Origin of the sequence: Luteibacter aegosomaticola, from assembly GCF_023078475.1 — a bacterium.
Lineage (GTDB): Bacteria > Pseudomonadota > Gammaproteobacteria > Xanthomonadales > Rhodanobacteraceae > Luteibacter > Luteibacter aegosomaticola.
Genome location: NZ_CP095741.1, coordinates 2132433 through 2157501 on the forward strand (window position 1 = coordinate 2132433; position 25069 = coordinate 2157501).

28 protein-coding genes are annotated in these 25069 nt (G+C 66.7%); 20 read left to right on the plus strand and 8 right to left on the minus strand.

Annotation, left to right across the window (positions count from 1 at the left end; genetic code table 11):
* Nucleotides 1–6 precede the first annotated feature (6 nt).
* Genes rnc through recO form a run of 3 tightly spaced genes read left to right on the plus strand, consistent with a single transcriptional unit; the run spans nt 7 to nt 2303 of the window.
* On the plus strand, nt 7–660 hold the full coding sequence (gene rnc, locus L2Y96_RS09300; protein ID WP_247335997.1) for a ribonuclease III: 654 nt from the start codon (nt 7–9) through the stop codon (nt 658–660).
* Complete coding sequence (gene era / locus L2Y96_RS09305) at nt 657–1589, plus strand: GTPase Era (RefSeq protein WP_247335999.1); 933 nt, start codon at nt 657–659, stop codon at nt 1587–1589. The genes rnc and era overlap by 4 nt, the downstream gene beginning before the upstream one ends.
* Nucleotides 1590–1610: 21 nt before the next feature.
* Complete coding sequence (gene recO, locus L2Y96_RS09310) at nt 1611–2303, plus strand: DNA repair protein RecO (protein WP_247336001.1); 693 nt, start codon at nt 1611–1613, stop codon at nt 2301–2303.
* Between the two features lie 25 nt (nt 2304–2328).
* On the opposite strand, the gene L2Y96_RS09315 is transcribed toward recO, so the two are convergent.
* Nucleotides 2329–3060: a response regulator gene (locus tag L2Y96_RS09315; protein WP_247336003.1), complete on the minus strand. Its 732-nt coding sequence runs from the start codon at nt 3058–3060 to the stop codon at nt 2329–2331.
* Between the two features lie 45 nt (nt 3061–3105).
* On the opposite strand from L2Y96_RS09315, the gene L2Y96_RS09320 reads away from it, so the two are divergent.
* The 14 genes from L2Y96_RS09320 (at nt 3106) to L2Y96_RS09385 (ending at nt 13900) form a co-directional block, all read left to right on the plus strand.
* Nucleotides 3106–5133 (plus strand): hypothetical protein, encoded by a 2028-nt coding sequence (locus L2Y96_RS09320; protein WP_247336005.1) that lies wholly within the window; start codon nt 3106–3108, stop codon nt 5131–5133.
* Nucleotides 5134–5158: 25 nt separating this feature from the next.
* Nucleotides 5159–5767: a YdbL family probable chaperone protein gene (locus tag L2Y96_RS09325; RefSeq protein ID WP_247336006.1), complete on the plus strand. Its 609-nt coding sequence runs from the start codon at nt 5159–5161 to the stop codon at nt 5765–5767.
* Between the two features lie 99 nt (nt 5768–5866).
* Complete coding sequence (gene rlmD / locus L2Y96_RS09330; RefSeq protein WP_247336008.1) at nt 5867–7168, plus strand: 23S rRNA (uracil(1939)-C(5))-methyltransferase RlmD; 1302 nt, start codon at nt 5867–5869, stop codon at nt 7166–7168.
* A gap of 13 nt (nt 7169–7181) precedes the next feature.
* A complete protein-coding gene (locus tag L2Y96_RS09335) occupies nt 7182–7700 on the plus strand; it encodes a CYTH domain-containing protein (protein ID WP_247336011.1) in 519 nt (172 codons plus the stop codon).
* Nucleotides 7700–8701, plus strand: coding sequence for a beta-N-acetylhexosaminidase (nagZ, locus tag L2Y96_RS09340; RefSeq protein WP_247336014.1), 1002 nt, complete (start codon nt 7700–7702; stop codon nt 8699–8701). Before L2Y96_RS09335 ends, nagZ begins: the two co-directional genes overlap by 1 nt.
* 7 nt (nt 8702–8708) lie before the next feature.
* Complete coding sequence (locus tag L2Y96_RS09345) at nt 8709–9257, plus strand: hypoxanthine-guanine phosphoribosyltransferase (protein WP_247336016.1); 549 nt, start codon at nt 8709–8711, stop codon at nt 9255–9257.
* Between the two features lie 4 nt (nt 9258–9261).
* Nucleotides 9262–10002 carry an S-methyl-5'-thioinosine phosphorylase gene (locus L2Y96_RS09350; RefSeq protein ID WP_247336018.1) on the plus strand — a complete coding sequence of 247 codons (741 nt, stop codon included), beginning with the start codon at nt 9262–9264 and terminating at the stop codon, nt 10000–10002.
* Between the two features lie 146 nt (nt 10003–10148).
* Nucleotides 10149–10355, plus strand: coding sequence for a cold-shock protein (locus L2Y96_RS09355; protein WP_036117760.1), 207 nt, complete (start codon nt 10149–10151; stop codon nt 10353–10355).
* Between the two features lie 123 nt (nt 10356–10478).
* The gene (locus L2Y96_RS09360) at nt 10479–10877 is read left to right on the plus strand and encodes a prepilin-type N-terminal cleavage/methylation domain-containing protein (RefSeq protein WP_247336021.1); all 399 of its coding nucleotides are present in this window, start codon (nt 10479–10481) and stop codon (nt 10875–10877) included.
* Between the two features lie 11 nt (nt 10878–10888).
* Nucleotides 10889–11389 (plus strand): hypothetical protein, encoded by a 501-nt coding sequence (locus tag L2Y96_RS09365; protein WP_247336034.1) that lies wholly within the window; start codon nt 10889–10891, stop codon nt 11387–11389.
* Nucleotides 11386–11724 carry a hypothetical protein gene (locus L2Y96_RS09370; protein WP_247336035.1) on the plus strand — a complete coding sequence of 113 codons (339 nt, stop codon included), beginning with the start codon at nt 11386–11388 and terminating at the stop codon, nt 11722–11724. The genes L2Y96_RS09365 and L2Y96_RS09370 overlap by 4 nt, the downstream gene beginning before the upstream one ends.
* Nucleotides 11627–12652: a glycosylasparaginase gene (locus L2Y96_RS09375; protein ID WP_247336037.1), complete on the plus strand. Its 1026-nt coding sequence runs from the start codon at nt 11627–11629 to the stop codon at nt 12650–12652. Before L2Y96_RS09370 ends, L2Y96_RS09375 begins: the two co-directional genes overlap by 98 nt.
* Nucleotides 12653–12654: 2 nt before the next feature.
* Nucleotides 12655–13374 (plus strand): copper homeostasis protein CutC, encoded by a 720-nt coding sequence (locus L2Y96_RS09380; protein ID WP_247336039.1) that lies wholly within the window; start codon nt 12655–12657, stop codon nt 13372–13374.
* Nucleotides 13375–13408: 34 nt separating this feature from the next.
* Complete coding sequence (locus L2Y96_RS09385) at nt 13409–13900, plus strand: molybdopterin-dependent oxidoreductase (protein ID WP_247336041.1); 492 nt, start codon at nt 13409–13411, stop codon at nt 13898–13900.
* Here the strand turns inward: L2Y96_RS09385 and L2Y96_RS09390 are convergent.
* The 6 genes from L2Y96_RS09390 to L2Y96_RS09415 all read right to left on the minus strand — a co-directional run bounded on the left by L2Y96_RS09390 (nt 13897) and on the right by L2Y96_RS09415 (nt 22331).
* Entirely contained in the window at nt 13897–14748 is an 852-nt protein-coding gene (locus tag L2Y96_RS09390; protein ID WP_247336043.1) for an energy transducer TonB, read from the minus strand. The two genes, L2Y96_RS09385 and L2Y96_RS09390, sit on opposite strands and share 4 nt — an antisense overlap.
* Before the next feature lie 62 nt (nt 14749–14810).
* Nucleotides 14811–15470: a ligase-associated DNA damage response endonuclease PdeM gene (gene pdeM / locus L2Y96_RS09395; protein ID WP_247336045.1), complete on the minus strand. Its 660-nt coding sequence runs from the start codon at nt 15468–15470 to the stop codon at nt 14811–14813.
* Nucleotides 15467–17905, minus strand: coding sequence for a ligase-associated DNA damage response DEXH box helicase (locus L2Y96_RS09400; protein ID WP_247336985.1), 2439 nt, complete (start codon nt 17903–17905; stop codon nt 15467–15469). The genes pdeM and L2Y96_RS09400 overlap by 4 nt, the downstream gene beginning before the upstream one ends.
* Nucleotides 17862–19466, minus strand: a complete 1605-nt coding sequence (locus L2Y96_RS09405; protein WP_247336047.1) for an ATP-dependent DNA ligase — start codon at nt 19464–19466, stop codon at nt 17862–17864. The genes L2Y96_RS09400 and L2Y96_RS09405 overlap by 44 nt, the downstream gene beginning before the upstream one ends.
* On the minus strand, nt 19466–20485 hold the full coding sequence (locus L2Y96_RS09410; protein WP_247336049.1) for a ligase-associated DNA damage response exonuclease: 1020 nt from the start codon (nt 20483–20485) through the stop codon (nt 19466–19468). Before L2Y96_RS09410 ends, L2Y96_RS09405 begins: the two co-directional genes overlap by 1 nt.
* Before the next feature lie 82 nt (nt 20486–20567).
* Entirely contained in the window at nt 20568–22331 is a 1764-nt protein-coding gene (locus L2Y96_RS09415) for an ABC transporter transmembrane domain-containing protein (RefSeq protein ID WP_247336051.1), read from the minus strand.
* 215 nt (nt 22332–22546) lie between these two features.
* Here L2Y96_RS09415 and L2Y96_RS09420 point away from each other — a divergent pair, with 215 nt between their 5' ends.
* Entirely contained in the window at nt 22547–22768 is a 222-nt protein-coding gene (locus L2Y96_RS09420; protein WP_247336053.1) for a hypothetical protein, read from the plus strand.
* Nucleotides 22769–22840: 72 nt separating this feature from the next.
* On the opposite strand, the gene L2Y96_RS09425 is transcribed toward L2Y96_RS09420, so the two are convergent.
* Nucleotides 22841–23488 (minus strand): energy transducer TonB, encoded by a 648-nt coding sequence (locus L2Y96_RS09425; RefSeq protein WP_247336055.1) that lies wholly within the window; start codon nt 23486–23488, stop codon nt 22841–22843.
* Nucleotides 23489–23639: 151 nt separating this feature from the next.
* Between L2Y96_RS09425 and L2Y96_RS09430 the strand changes: the two genes are divergently transcribed.
* Nucleotides 23640–24251 carry an ABC transporter ATP-binding protein gene (locus L2Y96_RS09430; protein ID WP_247336057.1) on the plus strand — a complete coding sequence of 204 codons (612 nt, stop codon included), beginning with the start codon at nt 23640–23642 and terminating at the stop codon, nt 24249–24251.
* A 13-nt stretch (nt 24252–24264) separates the two neighbouring features.
* The gene (locus L2Y96_RS09435) at nt 24265–25053 is read left to right on the plus strand and encodes an ABC transporter permease (protein WP_247336059.1); all 789 of its coding nucleotides are present in this window, start codon (nt 24265–24267) and stop codon (nt 25051–25053) included.
* The last annotated feature ends 16 nt before the right edge of the window (nt 25054–25069 follow it).

The window sequence follows — 25069 nt, forward strand, 5'->3', positions numbered from 1 at the left end:
GGTTCCGTGGAATTCCCGCATCGTTTTCGTGATCCTGGTCTCGCGACCCTGGCGCTGACCCACCGCAGCGCCGGGCGGCCGAATAACGAGCGGATGGAGTTCCTCGGCGACGCCCTCCTGGGCGTGATGGTGGCCGAACTGCTTTACGAGGTGCACCCCAACGCCAGCGAGGGCGAGCTTTCCCGGCTTCGCTCCCAGCTGGTCAACGGGCAGGCGCTGGCCGTGATCGCTCGCGAGCTCGATCTGGGTGACCGTCTGCGGCTTGGTCCGGGGGAACTCAAGAGCGGCGGTTTCCGCCGTGAGTCCATCCTGGCCGATGCCTTCGAGGCCATGCTGGCCGCCGTTTACCTGGATGACGGCTATGATGCCTGCCGCCAGGTCGTGCGCAGGCTCTTCACATCCCGCGTGGGAGAACTGAAGCGCTCCAGCAAGGACGCCAAGACGCGCCTGCAGGAGTGGCTACAGGGCAGGGGCCTGCCGTTGCCCGTCTACGAACTGACCGACAGCTACGGCGAGGATCATGCCAAGATCTTCGACGTCAGCTGCACCATTGAAGAACCGGAAGCCATTCGCACCGAAGGGAGCGCGGGCAGCCGGCGTGCCGCCGAGCAGGATGCGGCTGAAGCCGTGCTTCAGCGCCTGCTGGAAAAGAAACCATGAACGATACCGATTTCGAAGATAACGATACCCTCGTCGATGACGACTTCCGCTGCGGCTATGTCGCCCTGGCGGGCCGGCCCAATGTCGGCAAATCCACGCTGCTCAATGCGCTGATCGGCGTACGCCTGTCCATTGTCAGCCACCGCCCGCAGACGACCCGTCACCGCATTCTCGGCATTTCCACCAAGCCGAACGGCCAGATCCTCTACGTGGATACCCCGGGCCTGCACCGCGGCGGCAAGCGCGCCATGAACCGCAGCCTGAACCGCGCCGCGCGCGCGGCGGTCACCGAGGTGGATCTCGCCGTGCAGGTGATCGAAGCCGGCAAGTGGACCGACGAAGACGCCGCCATGTACCAGGCGCTGTGCGAGCAGCAGGACATGCCGAAACTGCTCGCCATCAACAAGGTGGACCTGCAGAAAGACAAGACGGCCATGCTGCCGTTCGTCGCCGACCTGATGCAGAAGCATCCGTTCGACGACGTCTACTACGTCAGCGCACTCAAGTCGAAGGGCCTGGCGGGCCTGGAAAAGGGCATCCTCAAGCGCCTGCCCGAGCAGGAAGCCATTTATGGCGAAGACGAGATCACCGATCGTAGCGAGCGTTTCCTCGCTGCCGAGATGGTCCGCGAGCAGTTGATGCTGCGTCTCGACCAGGAGCTGCCGTACGCGACCACCGTCGAGATCGAAGGCTTCTCCGACCGCCCCGATGGCGTGGCCGAAGTGCATGCCGTCATCTGGGTGGAGCGCGATGGCCAGAAGGCCATCGTGATCGGCGCCGGTGGCGCGCAGCTCAAGGCCATCGGCACCTCGGCGCGCAAGGCCATGGAGCACATGTTCGAGCGCAAGGTATTCCTCAAGCTCTGGGTGAAGGTGCGCGAAGGCTGGGCCGACGACGAAAACCTGCTCAAGCGCTTCGGTTACGAATAAGCGCTACCTGGCGAGCCGCGCATGCGTGTCGAACAGCAACCTGCGTTCGTTCTGCACGCGCGGCCGTATCGCGAAACCTCACTGCTGGTGGAATGTCTCTCGCGTGACTACGGCCGCATCGGCGTGGTCGCGCGTGGCGTGCGCAACGAACGCGCGCGCCTGCAACGCGCGCAGCTCGAGCCCTTCCAGCGGCTTGAGTTCGATCTGCTGCTGAAGGGTGAGCTGGCCACGCTGCGTTCCGCCGAACCCGTGGGTGCGCCGCTGCGGTTAACGGGTGACGCCGGGCTGGCCGGCCTCTATCTCAACGAGCTGGTCGTGCGTTTGACGGGCCGCCAGGATCCGAATCCTGAGTTGTTCGATCACTACGAACGTACGCTACGGCGCATGGCCGCGGGCGAACCCCTGGGCTGGACCTTGCGCCGCTTCGAGCGCGACATGCTCGATGCGCTGGGTTACGCGTTGCAGCTCGATCTTGGCGCGCTGGACGGCGAGCCCATCACGCCATCCGCTTCCTATTTCTACGATCCCGAATCGGGCGCCATGCCCGGGCGCCCGGGTGATCCGCGTGCATTACGCGGCTCCGATCTGCTCGCGCTGGCGGCAGATACCCCGCCGGATCAGGCGGGTCTCGCCGCTTTGCGGCGGATGATGCGGCAGGTGATTACCTTCCACCTCGGTGGCGGCGAGCTGAAGGCGTGGCGGGTATTGCGGTAGCAACCGTCCTTTCGCTTCGCGATCCCTACGGAGCGAGCGCTGCGATAGTCGCCTCAAGTTCCCGCCGGAACCGGTCCATCACCGCTGGCGCGGTGCCTCGTGTCTCCACGACCAATCCCTGCAACGCTTTCGCCTGCGCACCCAGCCGGGTCGCGCCGCAAAAGCCGCAGGCGGAACGAAGGCGGTGCAGCCGGTCGACCAGGCTGGCGGGATCGTGCTCCAGCTCATGCAGTTCGTTGCGCAGCTGCACCAGCTCGATGCGTAGCAGGTCACGCAGCGCCCCCAGGACATTGGCGTCGCCCGAGGCTACCAGCCCGTCTTCGTCGCTAAGCACGGCCATGCGTGGATCGACGCCGAGCGCCGCATCCAGCGCCTGGCCGAGCGAAGCGATCTTGCACGGCTTCTCGATGGCCCCGGTAAAGCCGGCGGCCTCCAGATCGCTACGCAATAACGGCGAGATCTCGGCGCTCGTCGCAAAGGCGGGCACGCCGGCCGAGGCGGCATCGATGCTGTCCAGCAAATCGCGCCACACCTCCATGGCCCCGCCATGCGGCATGCGGCAATCGAGGATCAAAGCGTCGAATCGCGTGGCGCGAGCCTGGCGGAGCGCGTCGGCGCCGTCGACGGCGAGGGCCACGTTGTAGCCCAGGGACACCAGTGCGCCAGAGAGGAACTGCCGGGTGGACGGGTCGTCGTCGGCGACCAGCACCTTACGAAGGTGGTCGCGGTCAAGCGGGGGAGGGCGGTTCGATTCCATCCAACGTTCCATGTTGTTCATCTGAGTTTGGCAGAATGGAGCAGCATGCGCCGCGTATCAACCCGCCACCTCGCATTTGTCCTCCTCGCCTGGGTCGCGATGTCCTGGGGGGCGGCTGCCCACGCGGGGCTCTCGGTGGGGGCCGATAGCCTCACGGTGCCTGGCCTTTCACTCAATGGCATGCAAGCCGATTTCGATCCCCAGGCCGACGGAAAGGGCGTCCAGCTGCGGCTTGCCGCGAAGAAAGCCGATGTGCCTGCCATGGGTTGGCGCAAGCTTGGCCTTGCGTTGGAAGGGCAGCTGGATCGCGATGAACTGGGTCGTTGGGTCTTCGATGGCCGGGTCAAGCTTCGAGGTGCCCCCGGCGGTGCCCTCACCGATGCCGCGGTACGCATCGTGGCCGACGAAGCCGCGAACACGCTGGCGGTGACGATCACCCAGGACAAGATCCTGGCCGAAGTGGCCATGCCCATCGATCAGGTCAGCCACGCCCAGATCACCCTGAAGAACCTCCCCAGCGGCTGGTTGCAGGGTCTGCTCTCCACGGTGTGGTCCGGCCGGCCCACGAGCGGCAAGGTCGATGCCGACCTGGCCCTCGATCTGCTCGATACCGGCCTGCAGGCCGCCGGCCAGTTCGCGCTCGATGGCGTGGGCTTCGACAGCCCCGGGGGCAAGCTGGCCGGGCAGAAGATCAGTGGGTCGGGCCGCCTCGGCCTCGATAGCAACGCGGACGGCACCACGATCGACCTCGATGCCGCACTGCGCGCGGGCGAGTGGTTGCTTGGCCCGCTGTACGCGAATCTGCCGAACCATGCCGTCCAGCTTTCGCTCTCCGCGCGTTCGCAGAAGGGTGCGCTTGGCATCCGCCGCCTGCGCCTGATCGATCCCGACGCGCTCCAGCTGGAAGGCGAGCTGGGCTTCAATGCGAAGGGCGATCTCGCCCAGCTCAGGCTCGATCGTTTCAACGCCCGCTTCCCGGCCGCGTACGAGCGCTATGGCAAGGGGCTCATGCGCACCTGGGGCATCGACAACCTGAAGGCTACCGGCGAGGTCGCAGGGCATGCGGCCATCGGCGCCCAGGGGCCGACCGCCTTCGCCTTCCAGACCGAGGGCCTCGACCTCGCCATGGCGGACGGCCGCCTCGGTGTGAATGGCTTACGCGGCTCACTCGACTGGAGCGCCAGCGAAGACAGGCCGGCCACGAAACTCGGCTGGCGCAGCCTGCAGGTCTACCGCATTCCGAATGGCGCCGCCGAGGGCAACTGGCGCAGCAAGGGCGGCACGCTCTCGCTCGAGAAGCCGATGGCCATTCCCGTGCTCGATGGCGATCTCCGCGTGCTTGGGCTGGGCTGGAAGCCGGCCGCGGCGTCCGGTGAGCGCCTGCAAACGTCGCTCGCACTGACCCAGATCGACATGGCCGCATTCTGCCGTGCGGTCGGTTGGCCGGAGTTCGGTGGCACGCTAGGCGGGGCGGTTCCGTCGCTACGCTATGTCGATGATCGCGTCGAGCTTGGTGGTGGCCTGTCGTTGAACGTGTTTGACGGGTTCGTCGATATCACCGGCATGACCCTCACGCGGCCGTTCAGCGATGCCCCGGTGCTTGCCGGCAACATCGCCTTGCGCAACCTCGACCTCGCCAAGATGACCTCGGTTTTCGATTTCGGCAGCATCACCGGCCGCCTGCACGGTGGCATCGATGACCTGCGCCTCGTGGCCTGGCAGCCCTCGGCGTTCAAGGCCAGCCTGGTCGCCGACCAGGGTGGCCGGATCAGCCAGAAAGCCGTCAACAACCTCACCTCGGTCGGTGGCGGCGGTATCGCCGGTGGTCTGCAGGGCACGGTACTCAAGCTGTTCAAAACGTTCGGCTATCGCCGCATCGGCCTCAGCTGCACGCTGAAGGGTGATGTGTGCAGCATGGGCGGATTGGGTGCCACGAAGGATGGCTACACTATCGTCGAAGGCAGTGGCCTGCCGCGGCTTACCGTGGTCGGCCACCAGCGGGAAGTCGATTGGCCCACCCTGGTCCGCCGCCTCCAGGCCGCGACCCAGGGCGGCGGCCCGACCATCCAGTAGCCGTAACATCAAAAAGGAATCAAGTATGTCACGCAAACCACTGATTGGTCTGATCTTTGCTGCCGCCGTTGCTCTCGTCGGCTGCGTCACCATCAACGTCTACTTCCCCGAGGCCGCGGCCCAGAAGGCCGCCGATCAGTTCATCGGCAACGTCCTCGACAGCAGTGGCGTCGCCCCGGCCGGCGGCGACAAGGACGCGGCACCCAAGCCCGCCCCGGGCAAGCAGCCCTCGGCCTCGTTGCTCGATCTGGTCATTCCGCAGGCGATGGCCGCCGAGAGCCCGGATATCCAGGTGCGCTCGCCGGAAACCGATGCGATCCGTGCCCGCATGAAGGCTCGCTTCAGTGGTCCGTTGAAGGGCCTGATGGATGGCGGTGCCGTCGGCTTCACCGCCAATGGCCTGGTCGCCGTCCGCGATGCCGGTTCGCTCCCGCTCGACCAGCGCTCGCAGGCGACCAACACCGTCCGTGATGAGAACAACGACCGCGACCAGCTCTACGCTGCGATCGCCAAGGCCAATGGCCACCCCGAATGGGAGCCGCAGATCCGCAAGACCTTCGCTGCAGGCTGGGTCGAGCGTGCCCCCTCGGGCTGGTATTATCAGGACGCCTCCGGCGCCTGGAAGCGCAAGTAAGGCCCATTCCGCCAGGATCGCTCGCCGCGCTGTTCAACCGCGCGGCGCCTCCCAGCCCGGCCCGGACCGTGATTGTCCGGGCTTTTAGTTTTTGAGCGCATGACCGACATCGAAGCCACCATCACCGACCTCAGCCACGATGGCCGGGGCGTCGCCCGTATCGATAACAAGGCCACCTTTGTCTCCGGCGCGCTCCCGGGCGAGCGGGTGTTGCTGAAGTACCGCAAGCGCCACCGTAACTATGACGATGCTGAAGTGGTATCGATCATCGAGGCCTCGCCCGATCGCGTCGAGCCGAAATGCCGCCACTTCGGCCAGTGCAGCGGCTGCTCGCTCCAGCACATGGCTCCGGAGGCGCAGATCGCCGCCAAGCAGCGCGTGCTCGCCGAGAACTTCGAACGGATCGGCAAGGTCACGCCGGAAAGCTGGCTGGCGCCGCTCACCGATCAGCCGTGGAGCTACCGCCGCAAGGGGCGCTTCTCGGTGCGTTTCGTCAACAAGAAGGATCGCGTGCTGGTCGGGTTCCGCGAGGAATCCAACCCGCGCTTCGTCGCCGATATCGACGTGTGTGAAGTGATCCACCCGGCCATCGGCCCCAAGGTGGGCCTGCTGGCCACGCTGATCCAGACCCTCGACACCGCGCGTGACATCCCGCAGATCGAATTCGCTGCCGGTGACGACACGGTGGCCCTCGTGTTCCGCCATTTGTCACCGCTGACCGAGGGCGATCGGGCCAAGCTCACGGCGTTCGCGCAGGAGCACGGCTTTGCCATCTACCTGCAGCCGGGCAATCACAGCACCGTAGCGCCGCTGTGGCCCGAATCGCCGCGCCTGTCGTTCGCCATCGCGGCCGACAATGTCACGCTGGATTTCCTGCCGCTGGATTTCGTCCAGGTCAACGCGGGCATGAACCAGCGCATGCTGGCGCGCACGCTCGAGCTGCTCGACCTGCAGTCGACCGACAAGGTGCTCGACCTGTTCTGCGGCCTCGGCAACTTCACCCTCCCGATCGCCCGCCATGCCGCGGAAGTCGTGGGTGTCGAAGGCGAGCATGGCCTTGTCCAGCGCGCCGCGGAAAACGCCGCTCGCAATGGCCTGGCCAATGCGAGTTTCCGCGTCGCCAACCTGTTTGAAGACCAGCGCAACGAGCCCTGGGCGAAGCAGGCCTGGGACAAGCTCCTGCTGGATCCGCCACGCGCCGGTGCCGACAAGGTCCTGGAATACCTGCCGCGCAAGGGCACCAACCGCATCGTCTACGTCTCGTGCCACCCGGGCTCGCTGGCCCGCGACGCGGGTATCCTCGTCGAGAAGCATGGCTTCCGCCTGGTCTCGGCCGGGGTGATGGATATGTTCCCGCACACCGCCCACGTGGAATCCATCGCGCTGTTCGAGCGCGACTGAGGAAGGAAGACGCATGGGTATCGAAATCGAACGCAAGTTCCTGCTCGCTGGCGATGGCTGGCGCGCGCTCGTCGAGCGTAGCGAGCCCATCGCCCAGGGTTACCTGGTGGCCATGGGCGCCATCGCGGCGGGTCACGCGAAGTCCTCGGTCAGGGTGCGTATCTCGGGCGAAAAGGCCTGGCTGAACATCAAATCGGCCACGCTCGGCATCGAGCGGCAGGAATACGAATACCCGATTCCGCTGGCCGATGCCCGGCACATGCTGGATACCCTGGCCGATGGCGTGCTCGAGAAGGTTCGCCACCATGTCATGCTCGATGGGGCACACTTCGAAATCGACGAGTTCACGGGTGCCAACCAGGGTCTGCTGGTGGCCGAGATCGAACTCGAGGCGGCCGATGCCGCTTACCCGGTACCCAGCTGGTTGGGCGCCGAGGTGAGCGACCAGGTCCGCTACTACAACGTCAACCTGATCGATCGTCCGTTCAACACGTGGACGCCGGCCGAGCGGGAAGGGAAGGAGAACGCCTGATGCTGCTGATCGGTCTGGAAGGCAAGGTGCTGAAGCCGCATGAGCATGCCTTGCTCACCGCGCATGGCGTGGCCGGCATCATCCTTTTTTCGCGCAATTTCGAATCGCGCGAGCAGGTCACCGCGCTGATCGATGCCGCCCGCGAGATAGGTGGCGACGATCTGCTCGTCTGCGTGGATCAGGAAGGCGGCCGCGTTCAGCGCTTCCGTGACGGGTTCACCCGTCTGCCGCCGTTGCGTGCGCTGGGCAAGCTCTACGACACCGATCCGGGCGAAGCCGTGGATCGCGCCGAAGAGCACGCCTGGATCATGGCCAGCGAAATGCGCGCCATTGGCGTGGATTTCAGCTTCGCCCCGGTCGCCGATATCGATCGTGGCAGCAAGGCCATTGGCGATCGCGCGTTTCATGCCGATCCGGTGATTGCGGCCGAGCTGACCCAGGCCTATGTCCGTGGCATGCACCTGGGTGGCATGGCTGCCGTGCTCAAGCATTTCCCGGGCCATGGCTCGGTCAGCGAAGACACCCACGAATCCATCGCCGTCGATACGCGGAGCAAGGACGAGATCCTGCGCACCGACCTGCTGCCGTTTGTCGCCGGTATCGAAGCGCGTGCCGAAGCCGTCATGGCCGCGCACGTGAAGTACACCGCTGTCGACGACCAGCCCGCCGGTTATTCCCACGTGTGGATCGAGGAGATCCTGCGCGGCGAACTCGGCTTCCGCGGTTGCGTGTTCGGCGATGACATCAGCATGGCCGCAGCCGGCAGTGTCGGCGGTATCGCCGCGCGCGTGCACGCCAACCTCGACGCCGGCTGCGACCTCGTGCTGGCCTGTTTCCCCGATGTGGTTCCCGAAGCGATCGCCGCGGTCAAGGGCCGCCGGCTGCCGCCGCCCGAGCGTGTCGCGCCCCTGCGTGGCGCCATCGGGTCGACCTGGGAAGGCCTTGTCGACAATCCCCAGCGCGAGCGCTTCATTGCTCGCGTGACCGCCCTGGAGCCCTGATCCGCCCATGACCGCTTCCGCTTCGCTCGAGCACGCGCTCGCAAACTCCGATGTGCTGTTCACCCGTGAGCAGCTCGACACCGAGATCGCCCGCATGGGCCGCGAGATCGATACCGCGCTCGCGGGTGAGCGTCCGGTGTTCCTCACCGTGATGCACGGCGCGCTGATCTTCGCGGGCCAGCTCGCGCTGGCCATGAAGACCGACCTCGAGTTCGATTACGTGCACGCCACCCGCTACCGCGGTGCCACCAGCGGCAGCGACCTGCACTGGCTGCGCCGTCCGGAAGTACCGCTGAAGGATCGCACCGTGGTGCTCGTCGACGACATCCTCGATGAAGGCCACACCCTGAAGGCCGTGCGCGACGCGTGCGAAGCGATGGGCGCGAAGCGCGTGCTGCTGGCCGTGCTCTGCACCAAGCTGCACGACCGCCGCGCCGAAGGCATCCAGGCCGACTTCAACGGCGTCGACCTGCCGGACCGTTATGTCTTCGGCTACGGCATGGATTACCACGAGCAGGCGCGCAACCTGCCGGCTATTTACGCATTGAAGGATTGACCCCGTGAGCATCGATCTTGCCGTTATCGGCGGCAGCGGCCTGTACGCCTTCGAAGGCCTGGAAAACCCGCAGCGCCACGCGGTGGAAACCCCGTTCGGCCCGGCCTCGGGCGATGTGGTCGTGGGCGACTTCAAGGGCAAGCGCCTGGCCTTCCTGGCCCGCCACGGCGAAAGCCACACCGTGCCGCCGCACCGTGTGAACTACCGTGCCAACCTGTGGGCCCTGCATTCGCTGGGCGCACGCAAGGTCGTGGCGGTGAATGCCGTGGGCGGTATCCGCGATGACATGGGCCCACGCGTGCTGGTGGTGCCCGACCAGGTCATCGACTACACCCATGGCCGCTACACCAGCTTCAACGATGTGGAGGGCGCTGAAGTTCGCCACATCGATTTCAGCGAGCCGTACACCGAAAGCCTGCGCCAGGCGATCCTGGTTGCCGCCCGCGCCGAAGGCCTCGCCATCATCGACGGCGGCGTCCACGGCGTGACCCAGGGCCCGCGCCTCGAAACCCGTGCGGAGATCGCCCGGATGAAGCGCGACGGCTGCGACCTGGTCGGCATGACCGGCATGCCCGAGGCTGCGCTCGCCCGCGAGCTGGACCTCGAGTTCGCCTGTCTCGCCCTGGTGGCCAACTTCGCCGCCGGCGCAGGCGACGAAGCCGAGATCAGCATCGAAGAGATCTTCGCCCATCTGGCCGCCGCCACGGCGAACGTCGCCCCCATCCTGGGCCGCATGCTGGCCTGACCCAGGCCGCATATGGGAAAGAGTCCCAGTTGCGCTTTGGTCTAAAACATGATGATACTTCGCACGCGCCGCGGGGGCAGGCCAAGGGGATCTGGGGAAGCCTCGCCATCCGGGTGCTTCCAGTCCATGTCCAGAGGTTTCCGCAAATGCGTTTCGGTACGGTCAAGTGGTTCAACGACGCCAAGGGTTTCGGTTTTATCGCGCCCGAGGACGGTGGGGAGGACGTGTTCGTCCACTTTTCTGCGATCAACTCCAAGGGCTTCCGTAGCCTGCAGGAAGGTCAGCGCGTGAAGTTCGAAGTGACGACGGGCCCGAAGGGTGCCCAGGCGTCGGGCGTCGAAATCGCAGCCTGATCGCGAGCGCTAAGCCACCGAAAACCCCGCGCCCGTCGCGGGGTTTTTTTTGTGGGCGGCGCCTACGCGCGGCCGCCGGCGGCGCTGGCTGTGCGCCGCCTCCGCCACGGGCACGCTATGCCCATGGCTACGCTCATCGAATCCCTCACCGCCATGGCGGTCTTCGCCATCGGCGCCTCCGCCTCCGCCAGCTGGGTGGCGCAATCCTCCGCTCGCTCGGCCCAGGCCGGTGCCCGGCTCAAGGCACTCGCCGTTGTCACGGACATGGAGGCGCGCCTTCGGGCGAACCCTGAAGGGGTGCGCGCAGGTGACTATCAGTACGCGATTCCGGCACGAATTCAGTGCCGCTCCGAGGGCTGCTCATCTCGCGCCGCCGCGGGTGACGACCTGGCTCGTTTCGATGTGGCCGCAGCCCGGGCGTTCGGCCCAGAGGCCCGTGGTGGCCTGCGATGCAGCGAGGGGTGGTGCATGGTCCGGCTCCGCTGGCCGGGTGGGTGGCTCGACTGGGGCGTGGCCCGATGACCGCGCGTGGCATGACCCTTGTCGAACTCGTCGTCGGCCTGGCCCTGGCCGCGATCGTCGCCGCTGGCGCGGTCACCGGCGCCACTGCTGTCACGCTTCATGTGCGCCGGGACATCGCAGCGGCCCGGGAGGCGGCTGGGCCGGGCGACGTCCTCGACGCCATGGTGGGCGATGTGCTCGCCGATCGTTCGCCTGGCAAGGGCTGGTCGGTGTGCCGCGTGGAGCGCGGGTGCGCCGCCCATGTCGGCCAGGGTCACGGCGTCGCTCTGCTCGCCCATGGGCACGCATGGGTCATGGGCGCCGGCGGCTTGCGGGTCTGCGGCGCGGCACACTGCGAACTCGTGCTTCCCGGGGCGTCGGCGCTGCAGGTCTGGGTCGATCGCCATGATGGCGAACGCATTCGCCGGGTCGAGGGCTTCCATCCGGTCGCCGGCGCCATCCGTCACGTGGAACTCCAGCTGTGGCTAGCCGACGGAACCAGCCGGTCGCGCAGCGCGTGGGTCGCGCCATGAACGCGGGCCGCCAGCGCGGCAGCATCCTGATCTTCGTCCTTGCCATGCTCGCGCTGCTGGCACTGGTCGGCGCGCAGGCCTCGCGTTTCGCCGATGCCCGCCAGCGCGAGGCCAACGATGCCTGGTGTCGCGAGCTGGTGCGTGCCATCCATGACGACAGTCGTGGTGGTTTTGTGCGCATGGGCCATGCGAGTATCGGGGATGGCGCGGCTCGCGCGTCGTTTTCCGAGGGGTTCCATGGATCGCAGACGTTTCCTCCAGGGCGCGACGATTGCGTCCGGCGTAGCGCTAACCGCGCGTGGCGTAGCCAAGGCGGCGCCGACACCGGCAGCTAGCGGCGCAGGCATGGTGCCGCGCGTCTGCTCCACGTGGGATTTCGGCGTACCGGCCAACCAGGCGGCATGGAAGGTGCTCTCCACGGGCGGCCGTTCGCTCGACGCCGTTGAGCAGGGTGTGCGTGTGCCCGAAGCCGATATGAAGAACCACAGCGTCGGCCGTGCGGGCTACCCCGATCGCGATGGCAAGGTCACGCTCGACGCCAGCATTATGGATGAGCACGGCAACTGCGGAGCGGTGGCCGCCATCGAGCACATCGCCCACCCGATTTCCGTGGCCCGTCGCGTCATGGAGCGCACGCCGCACGTGCTGCTGGTGGGCGATGGCGCGCTGCAATTCGCGCTCGAGCAGGGCTTCCCGCGCGAGGAGCTGCTCACGCCCGAAAGCCGTGAAGCATGGCAGGCCTGGCTGAAGACGGCGAAGTACAAGCCGCAGGCCAACAGCGAAGTCAAAACGTATAACGCTGGCCCGGGCGGTACGCCGGGCGATGCGTCCAATCACGACACCATCGGCATGCTGGCCATCGACGCGAAGGGAAACCTTTCCGGCGCCTGCACCACGAGCGGTATGGCGTGGAAGCTGCACGGCCGCGTGGGCGACAGCCCGATCATCGGTGCGGGCCTGTACGTCGATAACGAAGTCGGCGGCGCCACCTCCACCGGCGTGGGCGAAGAAGTGATCCGTAACGTTGGCAGCTTCCTCGTGGTGGAGCTGATGCGCCAGGGGCGTTCGCCGGAGGATGCCTGCCGCGAAGCGGTCGAGCGTATCCTGCGCCGCAAGCCCGAGGCGAAGGATCTCCAGGTGGGCTTCCTCGCCATGGACAAGAAGGGCAACGTCGGTGCGTGGGCGATCCAGAAGGGCTTCTCGTACGCCGTGTGCGATGCGAAGAAGCAGGACACGCTAATCCCCGGCAAGAGCACGTACTGAGCATGGCGCTGCTGGAAGTCGCCGCCAACTCCGCCGCTTCGGCGTTCGCCGCGCAGGAAGGCGGCGCGGGTCGCGTGGAGTTGTGCGCCAGCCTGGACGAGGGCGGTGTCACGCCCTCGCACGGCACGCTCGTGCTGGCGCGCGAGGGACTCGAGATCCCGCTGTACGTCCTCATCCGTCCGCGTGCGGGTGATTTCGTCTATGACGACCACGAAATCGAAGCGATGCTCGACGACATCATGCATTGCCGTGAACTCGGCTGTGATGGTGTGGTGGTCGGTGCCCTCACGCCGGAAGGTGATATCGACGTCGACGCTTGCGAGCGTTTCCTCGACGCGGCGCAAGGCATGGGCGTGACCTTCCATCGCGCGTTCGATCTTGTGGAAGATCAGGCGGCGGCGCTGGAAGTTCTGATCGAGCTGGGTTTCGAGCGGGTACTCACCTCGGGTGGGATGCCGGGTGCTGTAGCGGGCGCGGGCCGTCTGGCTCGGCTGGTCGCGCAGGCGGGTCAGCGTATTTCGGTGATGCCCGGTGCGGGCATCGAGCCGGGCAATGTCGCGGCCTTGCGTGATCTGACCCGCGCGCGGGAGTTCCATGCCTCGGCCAAGCGGCGCTTGCCGTCGGCCATGCTGCGTGCGCCGGCCGATCCGTTGGGGATGGGCGCGGGGGAGACGCGGACGGATGTGGATACGGTACGGGCGTTGGTGGCGGCTTTGGCGTGACGCGTGACGGAAACTGAGAGCATCGGGGGTTATCGTGAAGTGGATCATCGGCTTGGTGGGGTTGGTCGTCGCGGGTGGCGCGTGCGCTGCCGATGCGGTGCATTACACGGCGCCCGGAAAGGCGGCTGTCGATCTGGTGACGTCAGCCTTGCCGCGCGTCGAAGTGAAGGCTGGCGCGCACGGTGATGCGCCCAGCGCATGGCAGGGCGTGAACCTGATCGACGTGTTGCGGGCGCAGGGTGCGCCGGTGGGCACGGCATTACGCGGGAAGGCGCTGACCGATTTCGTGCGCGTCACCGCGGCGGATGGTTACCAGGTGGTCTTCAGCCTGGCCGAGCTGGATCCGGATTTCGGCGGCCGCAAGGTGGTGCTGGTCGACAAGCACGAAGGTAAGCCGCTCGATGCGAAGGACGGCCCGTACCGCCTGGTGGTGCCGGACGATGCACGCCCGGCACGCTGGATCCATAGCGTCACGGCGATCGAGCTGGTGGAAGCCTCGACCACCGAACGCCAGCCGAAGCACTAGCCGTTGTCGAGCGGCGTGGTCAGCTTCAGGCCACTGTTGACCAGGTAAAGGCCGTTATCGGGAAGGGCGTCGGCACTTTTGCCGTCGTCCTTTGCCCAGGTGATCGATTCCTTCGGACCCGGTACGTAACCCTGCCACGTGCCGTAGAGGTCATCGGGCCGTTCATTGCGGTTGAGCCGGAATATGACCGGAACGCGGGTCACGTATTCCGGATCGTTCATATGCGCGCCCTTGGTGGGCAGGTTGAACGTCCAGTCCTTCGCAACGCGCGCCGCCGGTGCGGACAGTACCTTGCGCCATGCCTTCAGCTCGTTATCGGAGCCGGCGACACCGAGGTTCACCTGTTCGACGGCGACATCCGCCACCTTGCCATCGCGGCCCACGCGCAGCAGCAGGTACACCGTGCCCTGTACGCCAGCCGTCGCGGCATCGCGTGGGTATGACGGTGGCGTGCGCGAGGCGTATGTCATCGATTCACCACCCGCGCCGTAATCGCCGAAGCTCGCGCTGGCGATGTGGATCACGTAGGTGTCGCTATCCTCCGTCGAGTGCTGCGCGACGAGGCGAATGTTCATGTGCGCCTTCGCCGCCACGGCGTGGCCATCCTGCATGACTGGCTCGAAACGCCATTTGGGAGCAGCGCGCGCAACGAGGCCGGTGACCTCCTGCGGAATTTTCTCCTGCTTATCGAGCGTGTAGCCCGTAACGCTGCCGTCGGGCGCGACCATGATGTCGCCCGTCACCAGCATGCTGGCCTCCGCGCGCTTGCGCGCTGCGCCGGGCCCTGCCGCCAACGCCAACCCCGTCATCGCGACCGCGGCCAAACCCACTACCCACTGCTTCTTCATCCGTGCCACTCCCTGCCTTGTGGTGTTGTTGAACGTTGTCCGCAAAGTATGCCATCGCTGCGTTATGACGTTGTTGCAACGTTCGCAGGAATGACACCTGCCGGTGTGGCGGCGTACACCTGACGACCGCTCGCGGACCGAACCTCATGCAAGCCGGTCAGCGTGCCGAACGCCGGCAGCATGCCCACCGCGCGATCGAACACAAACGCGGGCAGCCGATGCTTGCGCCAGCCATCGCGGATGACGACGCCCGGGTGAACGTGGCCGGCGAGCACGTAGCCATCGACATGCGCGTGCGGGTGATGTACGAGCACGAAGGGCGGCATCGCGAGCCGATCCTGCTGCACTGCGATGCCTAATGAGGCGACATCAAAGTGCCGATCGTGATTTCCTGCGACAAGCGTGATGTCGACGGCGCCATGGCGCGCACGCCATGCACGAACGTCGTCGACCCATGCGCTTCGTGCGGTTGCTGCTCCGTGGACGAGATCGCCGAGGATCACCAGCCGCTGTGCTTCGTAGGTCGCGAGCAACGCATCGAGCCGGCGCAGGTCATCGTCGGTATCGCCGCTTGGCACGGCAATACCGGCGCGACGAAAGACAGCGCCCTTGCCGAAGTGCACGTCGGACACCAGCAGGGTGCGTTGTGCGGCCCAGTACACCGCGCGCTCAGGGTGTAAGGTCAGCTGCTCGCCGGCGATGGTGACCTCGTGCGTGCTCATGCTGCGCCGGCCTCGAGGCTGGCGACCATGCGTTCCACGCGCGACTTCCAGTCGTCCGTGGCGATGCCGCCACGCAGGCGTTCCACCCAGAGCGGGAAGGCGAGCGGGCTGAGACGTTTGGGTTCCCGCCAGAGCAGTTGCGAACGGGCGATGCGGAGCAGGCAGGCGCGCAGGCGGGTGAAGTCGAGTTGTTGGTCGAGTACTTCGCGCTCGGCTTGCCATAACAAGGGGTGGCCCGGATCGTGCCGGCGGAGCACATCGAAGAGCAGGCCGCTGGAAGCCTGTAGCTGGCGCAGGGTCTTGGCCTGTGCGGGGTAGCCGTTGAACACGAGCCCCGCCACGCGGGCGATCTCGCGGAACTGGCGACGGGCCAGCTCGGAGAGATTCACGCTGGCGCGGATATCGGTGCGCAGCCCGGCTGGATGCAGCAGCATGCGCATCGTTTCGGCATCCAGCGGCGGCATGCGCGCGGCCGTGATCGCCAGACCATAGTCGTTCACGGCGTAGCCGTAGTCGCCGGGCTGGATCCGGGCGAGGCGCCATGCCAGTACGGCGGCGAGTCCCTCATGGGCGAGCCGCCCGGCAAAGGGGAAAACGAACAGGTAATCGCCTTCGCGTGTGCGGGTGCGCTCGCACAGCGTTTCGCCGAGCGCCGGCACGGCGGACTGCGTGCGCTGGATCGCGAGCAGTGGGCCGAGTGCGCGCATTTCGCGGCTGCGCGGATCGGGTTCTGCGAGTGCGTGGCGTAGTGCGTCGGAGAGTTCGCCCGACAAGGGCAGGCGCCCGCCCATCCAGCGCGGCACGCCGCCACGGCGGTTCGGTGCGGCCCGCACGTAGGCGGTCATGTCGCGGACGCGGACCAGCTCGAGGTTCCGGCCCGCGAACAGGAAGCGGTCGCCGGGCCGCAGGCGCGAGACGAAGCTTTCTTCGACGGTGCCCAGGCGTGCGCCTTTCATGTAGCGCACCTGTAGCGAGCCATCCGAGGTGATCGTGCCGATGGATAGGCGGTGCATGCGCGCCACGCGACTGCTTTCCACGCTGTAGTGCCCGGCCGTTTCCACGAGCTTGTGGTATTCCGGATAGCTCGCCAGCGCCGTGCCGCCGGTGCAGAGGTACGCCAGCACGGCGTCGAAGCGCTCGCGCGGGAGGTGCGCGTAAGCCAGCGCGGAGGTGATTTCCGCGTAGGCCTCGTCGGCCGTGAAACCTCCCCCAAGGGCCATCGTCATCAGGTGCTGGGCAAGCACGTCCAGGCAGCCGCGCATGGGGTGGCGTGGTTCGAGGTGGCCTTCGTGCAGCGCGCGCCGCGCGGCATCTACTTCGGCCAGTTCGAGCAGGTGCGTCGGTACGCACAGGATGCGCGAAGGCATGCCTGGCTGGTGACCGCTGCGGCCGGCGCGTTGCAGCAGGCGTGCCACGCTCTTCGGGCTGCCGACCTGGATAACGCGCTCGACGCTGGAAAAGTCGACGCCGAGGTCGAGGCTCGACGTGGCAACCACGCAGCGAAGCGCGCCCACCCGCAGGCTTTCTTCCGTGGCGAAACGCAGTTTGGGATCGATGGAGCCGTGATGCAGCGCGAGTGTCTCAGGTGCTTCGGGCCAGACGGCGGCGAGCGCTTCGTGCCAGAGCTCCGCCTGCGAGCGCGTGTTGGCGAAGACCAGGCTGCTGCGCGCCTCCATCACCGCCTTGAGTACGCGCGGCAACTGGGTCAGGCCAAGGTGGCCGGCCCACGGGAAGCGTTCGCCGCCCTCGGGCAAGGCGGTCTCGATGATGGTCTGCTTCTTCGAAGTGGCGCCGACCAGCACGCCATCGCCCGCCAGTGCGTGCATCGCTTCATCGAGATTGCCCAGCGTGGCCGAAAGCCCCCAGATCCTGGCCGAGGGCTGCCACCGGCGTAGCCGTGTAATGCCAAGCTGCAGCAGCGTGCCGCGCTTGTTGCCGACCAGCTCATGCCACTCGTCGACGACCACGCCGCTCAACCGGGCGAAGCGTTCACGGGCATCGGGGTAGCTCAGGAGTAGTGCCAGGCTTTCCGGTGTGGTGACCAGTAGCTCGCAGGCGCCACGACGCAACCGCGCGCGCTCGGCGCTGCCGCTGTCGCCCGTGCGACGCAGGACGCGCCATGGCAGTCCCATCGCTCCGACGGCCGCCGAGAGGTGTTGTGTGGTGTCGGTGGCGAGCGAGCGTAGCGGGGTGATCCACAGCAGGCGCAGGCCGGTGCCAGGGTTCAGCACGCCATCGATCAGCGGGCCACCCGCGGCCGCAAGGGTCTTGCCGGTGCCCGTAGGTGCGTGGATGAGGCCATGGTGTCCGGCCGCCCAGTGTTTCCACGCAGCACGCTGGAACGGCGCCGGCCGGCGTCCCTGTTCGGCGAACCACGCCACCAGGCGTGCTTCAGCCCGGCGCCAGGCGGCGGAGGTCGTCGAGGCGGTCGGCATCATGGATCGCGAGGTCGGTACGCCAGCGCAGGATGCGCGGAAAGCGGACGGCCACGCCGGCCTTGTGGCGGCCGGAGGCCTGGATGGCTTCAAAGGCCAGTTCAAAAACGTGGGTCGGTGTCACCGAGCGCACGGGCCCGAAGCGGTCGATGGTGTTGGCGCGGATCCAGCGGTCGAGCTTCCCGATCTCGGCATCGTCCAGCCCGGAGTAGGCCTTCGCTACCGGTACCAGCGTCTCGCCATCCCATACGCCAAAGGTGTAATCGGTGAAGAGTCCCGAGCGCCGCCCGTGTCCCGGTTGCGCGTAAAGCAGCACGGCATCGATCGTGTACGGGTCGACCTTCCACTTCCACCAGTCCCCACGCTTGCGCCCGACCCGGTACGGCGAATCAAGCCGCTTAATCATCAACCCTTCAGTACGCCGTTCACGCGATGCCTCGCGCACCCTGGCAAGGTCGTCCCAGCCACTCGCCTCAACACCCGGCGAAACCTGTAGGAGCCCACCCTGTGGGCGACATCTTTCGAGAAGACCCACCAGCGCCCCCCGTCGCTCCCACAATGGCAACTCACGCAAATCCTTTCCCCCAAGCTCCAGCAGGTCATACGCCATGAGCCTGACCGGCGTCCCCGCGAGCAGCTTGGGCCCCGGCTTCAACTTGCCAATCCGCTTCTGCAACGCGGCGAACAACATCGGATGCGCTTCACCCTCGCCCCAAGCCAGGATCTCCCCATCCACGACACACCCATCCGGCAACGCCTGTGCCGCCGCCTCCAGTTCGGGAAACCGCCCATCGAGCCGTTCCTCACCGCGCGACCACAGGATCGCCTGCTCGCCGCGGCGCATGAGCTGGGCGCGGATGCCATCCCACTTCCATTCAGCGAGCCATTCGCTGATATCGCCGAGGGCCTCCACCGGTTGCTCCAGGGGCGAGGCGAGGAAGAACGGGTAGGGGCGTTCGCCCGCGTGCTCGTCGGGCCGTTCTTCGCCGGCCAGGGCGCGGAAGGCTTCGGCCGAAGGTTTCCAGGTGCCGCTGAGCCGGTGCGCGATGAGGTCCGTCGGCAAGGCCGTCCACTGCGCGATCGCCTGCACGACGAGCCGGTGCGATACGCCGACACGCAGCGAGCCGGTGAGCAGCTTGTTCACGAGGAACACCTGGCCTGGCGAGAGGTCACGCCACCATTCGCGCAGCTGCGCCACGCGTTCGAGCGTATCGAGGCGCGCGAGCGAGGGCAGGCGTGCTTCCATCCACACGTGCAATGGCGTGTCGTCACCTTGGGCTTCGTGGTTGGGCAGCATCAGCGCGATGGTCTCGGCGAGGTCGCCCACGTGCGCGTAACTATCGTCGATAAGCCATTCGGCGAAGCCGGTCTCGGCCGCCAGCGCAGCGCGAAGTTCGGTGGAGCTGGCGGTGCGCTTCAGCTTGCCGCCGCCCAGCACGTAGATGGCCCACGCGGCGTCCTCCGCAGGTGCGCCGGCAAAATACGCCGCCATCGCGTCGCGTTTGGCCGTGGTCGAGGCCGTGCGGTCCAGTGTTTCGTAAAGGGCCGCGAAGCGCCGCATCAGTCGCCTTCCTCGCTCGCGCGCTCATCGGGCATCACGCCAAGGGAGCGCAAGGCGCGCGCATCGTGGCCGCGTTCGCGAAGGTAGCGGATCAGGGCTTCGCCATCGCCATGCGTCACGTAGATGCGCTTCGCATGCGAATCTTCAACGCTGCGGACGAGGCCCGACCAGTCGGCATGGTCGGAGACGATGAAGCCGCGATCGTAACCGCGGCGGCGACGTGCGCCACGCACCTGCATCCAGCCGGACGCGAAGCCGGTGGAGGCTTTCGCGAATCGCTTCATCCACGGTGAGCCCGCGGCAGAGGGTGGGGCGAGGATCAGCTCGCCCGCAAAGTCCCGACCCTTAGCCGTCTCGCTTACGGCCTCCGTCGGCACCATGCGCACACCCGCTTCGCGGTAATCCTCGACGAGGCGAACCATGGCGCCGTGGAGGTAGACCGTGCGGTCGGTGCGTGTGGCGAGTTCGGCCAGGATGCGCTGCGCCTTGCCCAGCGCGTAGCAGAACAGCACGGCAGGGATGCCGCGTGCCGCGCAGTCGGCCCACCATGCCATCAGCTCGTCGATCACCGAGGACATCGGCGGCCAGCGATAGATCGGGAGGCCGAAAGTGGATTCGGTGACGAAGACGTCGCAGGGCACCGGTTCGAACGGCGCGCAAGTCGGGTCGGGATCGCGCTTGTAATCACCGGACACCACGGCGACCTTGCCACGCCCTTCGATGCGCACCTGAGCCGCGCCGAGCACATGGCCGGAGGGGTGGAGGCTTAGCGTGGTGTCGCCGAGGGTGAAGCGTTCGCCGTAGTCGTACGCGCGGATCGTCGCCGTCGCGCCGAGCCGTTCGCGCATAAGGCCCGCGCCCGCGCTGGCGACGTGGTACAGCGCGCTACCCGCACGCGCATGGTCGCCATGCGCATGCGTCACCACTGCCCGTGCCACGGGGAGCATCGGGTCGATGAAGAAGTCGCCCGCCGGGCAGTACAGACCCTCGGGACGCGGTAGCAGCAGGTCGCTATCCATGCCCTGACGCTAGGCGGTGGGGCGTCAAGGAGGTGGCAAGGGCCCCTCATAGGAGCGCGCTTGCGCGCGATCCGACGGTACCTCAGGCCACGAACTGCAGCCGCGCCAACTCAGCGTAAAGGCCGCCCTGCGCCAACAGCTCCTCATGCGTACCCTGCGCCACGATCCGCCCGGCCTCCATCACCACGATACGATCCGCGCGCTGCACGGTCGCGAGGCGATGGGCGATCACGAGGGTGGTGCGACCCTTTTCCAGCCGCTCCAGCGCCTGCTGGATCGCCGCTTCGGATTGCGCATCCAGTGCTGAGGTGGCTTCGTCGAGCAGCAGCAGCGGCGCATCGCGCAGGATCGCCCGGGCGATGGCGATACGCTGCTTCTGGCCACCGGAGAGGCGCACGCCGCGTTCACCGAGCGCCGCGTCGTAGCCTTCCGGCAGGGCCGAGAGGAAACCATCGGCCTCGGCCAGGCGCGCGGCCTCGCGTACTTCGTCGTCCGAGGCATCTTCGCGGCCGAAGCGGATGTTGTTCGCCGCGCTGCCGCCAAAGATGATCGTCTCCTGTGGAACCAGCGCGATCGAGCCGCGCAGGTCGGGCAGGGCGAGCGCCTTCAGGTCCACGCCATCGAAACGGATGGCGCCCGATTTAGGATCGTAGAAGCGCAGCAGCAGGCCGAACACGGTGCTCTTGCCTGCGCCCGAAGGGCCGACGAGCGCAACGGTTTCGCCAGGCGCGATATCCAGGGTGAAATCCGAAAGCGCCGCAACGTCGGGCCGCGACGGATAACGGAACTCCACGTGATCGAAATGCAGCGAGCCAGTGACCGGAACGGGCAGCGGCTCAGGGGCTTCGGGCGTGCGGATGACCGGCTGCTCGGCGAACAGCTCGCCGATGCGTTCCATGGCACCCGCGGCGCTGAGCACATCGCCCCAGACTTCCGACAAGCCAGCCACGGAGCCAGCCGCGAAAATGGCATAGAGCACGAACTGGCTGAGCACGCCCGGCTCCAGCGTGCCGGCAATCACATCACGCGCGCCGCTCCACAGCACCAGGGTGATCGCGCCGAAAATCAGCACGATCACGGCGGCGGTCAGAAGCGAGCGCATGCCGATACGGCGGCGCGCGGTGGCGAGAGCCAGCGCGATAGCGTCGGCGTAGCGGCGGCTTTCGATCGGCTCGCGGTTATACGCCTTCACCGCCTGCGCGGCATTCAGCGTTTCGTTCGCGATGGCCGCCGCATCGGCGATACGGTCCTGGCTGTGCCGGGACAGCTTCTGCACGCGTCGGCCAAAGATGAGGATGGGCAACATCACCGCCGGGATGACGAGGGCGGTCAGGCCAGCCAGATGCGGGCTCGTCCAGGCCATGGCCACGGCCGAGCCGATCAGCATCACGGCGCTTCGCAGCGCCACCGAGATACCCGAGCCCACGAGGGTCTGCACCACCTCGGTATCCGTGCCCAGGCGCGAGGTCAGCTCGCCGACGCGGGTACTCTCGTAGAAGCCCACATCCAGGCCCATGACATGGCGGTACAGCGCCGAGCGCAGGGCGGCCAGCGAGCGTTCGCCGAGCAGCGCGATGCAGTAATAGCGGCCCGCCGTCGCCACGGCCAGCACCACCGCCACCCCGAACAGGGCAAGGAAGGTGCCGTTGATGGTCGCGACATTCGATGCCAGGAAGCCGCGATCGATGATGTGACGCAGGGCCGGGGGCAGGGCCAGCGACGCGCCCGAGGACAGGCCGAGGAAGATCAGCCAGCCGACCACCAGGCTCTTGTGGGGCCGCATGAAGGGCCAGAGGTTGCGCAGTGCGCTGATATTCCGTGATTTCGCCCTGCGTTCGCCGCTCATTCCTGGTCCTGCCTCCGGATATTGGCTAACGGGTGGGGGTGGGCAGTGCAGTATTCAATCTGCGGGGTGGGTCGAGACGCGCGTTTGCCGAAAGAAATTACGGTTTTTCGCGTCTACTGGACGTTGATGAACGCTTGCGAAGGCATCTCGCATTTTCTATTGACTCACCGTTGCGGAAAGGCGACGTTGTCGCCCACCACACCAAGGAGAACACCATGCGCACCCACATCGCCGAAGGCGCTACCCATCGCCGTCACCGACTCCTTGGCCTCCTGGTGCTGGGAGCTGCCTTCATGGCGCCGTTTGCCGCCAACGCCGATAACCACCGGCCGCCGCCGCACCACGTCACGCGCCATAAGGTCTGTAAGCCGCATCGCGTGTACGACCACCACCATCACTACCACACCGTGCAGCAGTGCCATTGGGTGAATCGCTAAGCTTCGCGGCACACGCAGGTAGCGGGATAAAGCATGGGCGACTGGCCTCCAGTCGCCCATTTTTGTGGCTCCTTAGGGTGACGCACCGATACCCATCGGAATGGGCTGGCTGACGCCGCTGCCACCAAAGGTGAACGGGACCAGCATATCCGACTCGTAGAACTGGCCGCCGGCGATGCGTGTCCGATACTCCCAGCGCTCTGCTTGCTGGCGGGCCGCGCGGTCGAGGTCCTGGAAGCCGCTGCTTCGCGCGACCTTTGCTTCCGTCACCGTTGAATCGGTGCCCAGATGAACGGCCACCGTCACCGTGCCCAGGTGGGGGTTCCCGTTCCGGCCGATGGGAAACCGCACGGGCGTTCGCCACAGGACGGTGGGTGCCGCGTCATCCATCGGTAGCTCGGGCTTCTTCTGTGCGACGCAGCGTTTCATTTCTACGTCATGGAAATTGACGTACGAGGACAACTCCGTGGCGGCGTATGCATCCTGGGTGATTTGGATGGTTTCAGCACGAGTGGCCCGGTCGTCAACCGTAGCCTTGATCTGCTTCAGGACCGAATCCAGCGGGATGCCTCTGTCACGAGCGTCGTACGCCATGGCATTGGCATGCGCACGTCCTTCGCAGTAAGTGGTGATCTGGTCGAGCGAGACCGTCGTGGCGGCGGCAGGCGCACACAGCGCCAGAGCGACCGCGAGCGCGGCGCCATTCCTTGCTGTCTTCATGATTTCCCCTGTGGACCCGCGAGCAGCAGGTTGCCAGTCGCGTTGCGCGAGTTTCGGAATGTGCATCTTTCGCGTCCCTTTCGCCTGCGCCAGGCAGCATGGCAGGGGCAACAAGGTTGCGCTAAGGCGCCCGCTCCATTCTGATGGCCGCATGAGTCCCGCGTACTTCCAGGTCGAGCAGCTGAGCAGCCCCCGGGTGGGGCCGGTGTCGTTCGCGCTGGAAAGGGGCGAGTGCATGGCCGTCATGGGAGTGTCGGGCGCGGGGAAGACGGTTCTGCTGCGCTTGCTTGCGGATCTCGATCCAGGTGAAGGGCGGGTGGCGCTCAATGGCGCTTCGCGCGATGCCGTGCCCGCTGCGGCGTGGCGGCGGCGCGTGGCCTATGTGCCAGCGGCGTCGGGGTGGTGGGCGCCGCGGGTTGCCGAGCATTTTGCCGCAGGCACGAACGTGGAGGCGACGCGCCTATGCACGGCCATGCGCTTGCCCGGCGACGTGCTGGAGCGGCCGGTGGCGGGGCTCTCGACCGGCGAGCGGCAACGACTGGCGCTGGTGCGTGCGCTTGTGCAGTCGCCGGCCGTGCTTCTCCTCGATGAACCCACCAGCGGCCTGGACGCGGCGACGGCGGCGGCCATGGAAGCGTGCTTGAGAGAGGCGCAGGGCCAGCAGGAGACGAGCCTCGTGCTGGTGACGCACGACCCTGCCCAGGCGGCACGCATGGCGAGCCAGCGCTACCAGCTCGAGCAAGGCAGGCTTGTTTCCGCATGAAGCGTGCGCGGCCATGAGTACGGTGTCGTTGAACGCGCCGGATATCGCCATCGCCGCGACAGTGCTGTTGCTGGACGGCGTGCTATCCGTGGCGATGCGCCTGCAGATCCATCGCGCGCTGGCGATCGCGTCGGTGCGCATGTTGCTGCAGTTGGTGGTACTGGGCTTTGTTCTCCGCGCGGTGTTCGCACTGGATAGCGTGTGGGTTACGGGCGCGCTGGTGTGTGTGATGACCCTGGCGGCCGCGCGCGAGGCGGCGGCCCGGCCGCAAAAGCGCCTGCGCAGCGGGCACTACCTCACCAGCCTTGCCAGTGTGGCTGTGCCTGCACTGTTGACCTGCGTCTTCGCCCTCGTGGCGATGCTTCCCGCAGATGCCGGCGGCTCGCCGCGCTACGTGGTGCCCATTGCAGGCATCCTGCTGGGCAACGTGCTGAACTCGGTGAGTATCGGTATGGCGGCGGTGCTCGAGGGCGTTGCGCTGGAGGCGCCTGCCATCGAAGCCCGGCTAATGCTGGGGCACACGTTCCACGAGGCGACGGTGTCGCTGGAGCGGAACGCGGTGCGCAGGGCGATGGTGCCGCTGATCAACCAGATGAGTGCGGCGGGGATTATCACGATGCCGGGGATCATGACGGGGCAGGTGCTTGCCGGGATGGACCCGTTGCAGGCAGCGACGTATCAGATCGTGTTGATGTTGTTGCTGGCGGGTGGTGCCGGCCTCGGTTCGATTCTCTCGGTGCGGTTCGTTCTTCGCCGCCTCACTGACGACCGCGACCGCCTGCGATTGGACCGGCTCTTGTAGGAGCGCGGTAGGTGTC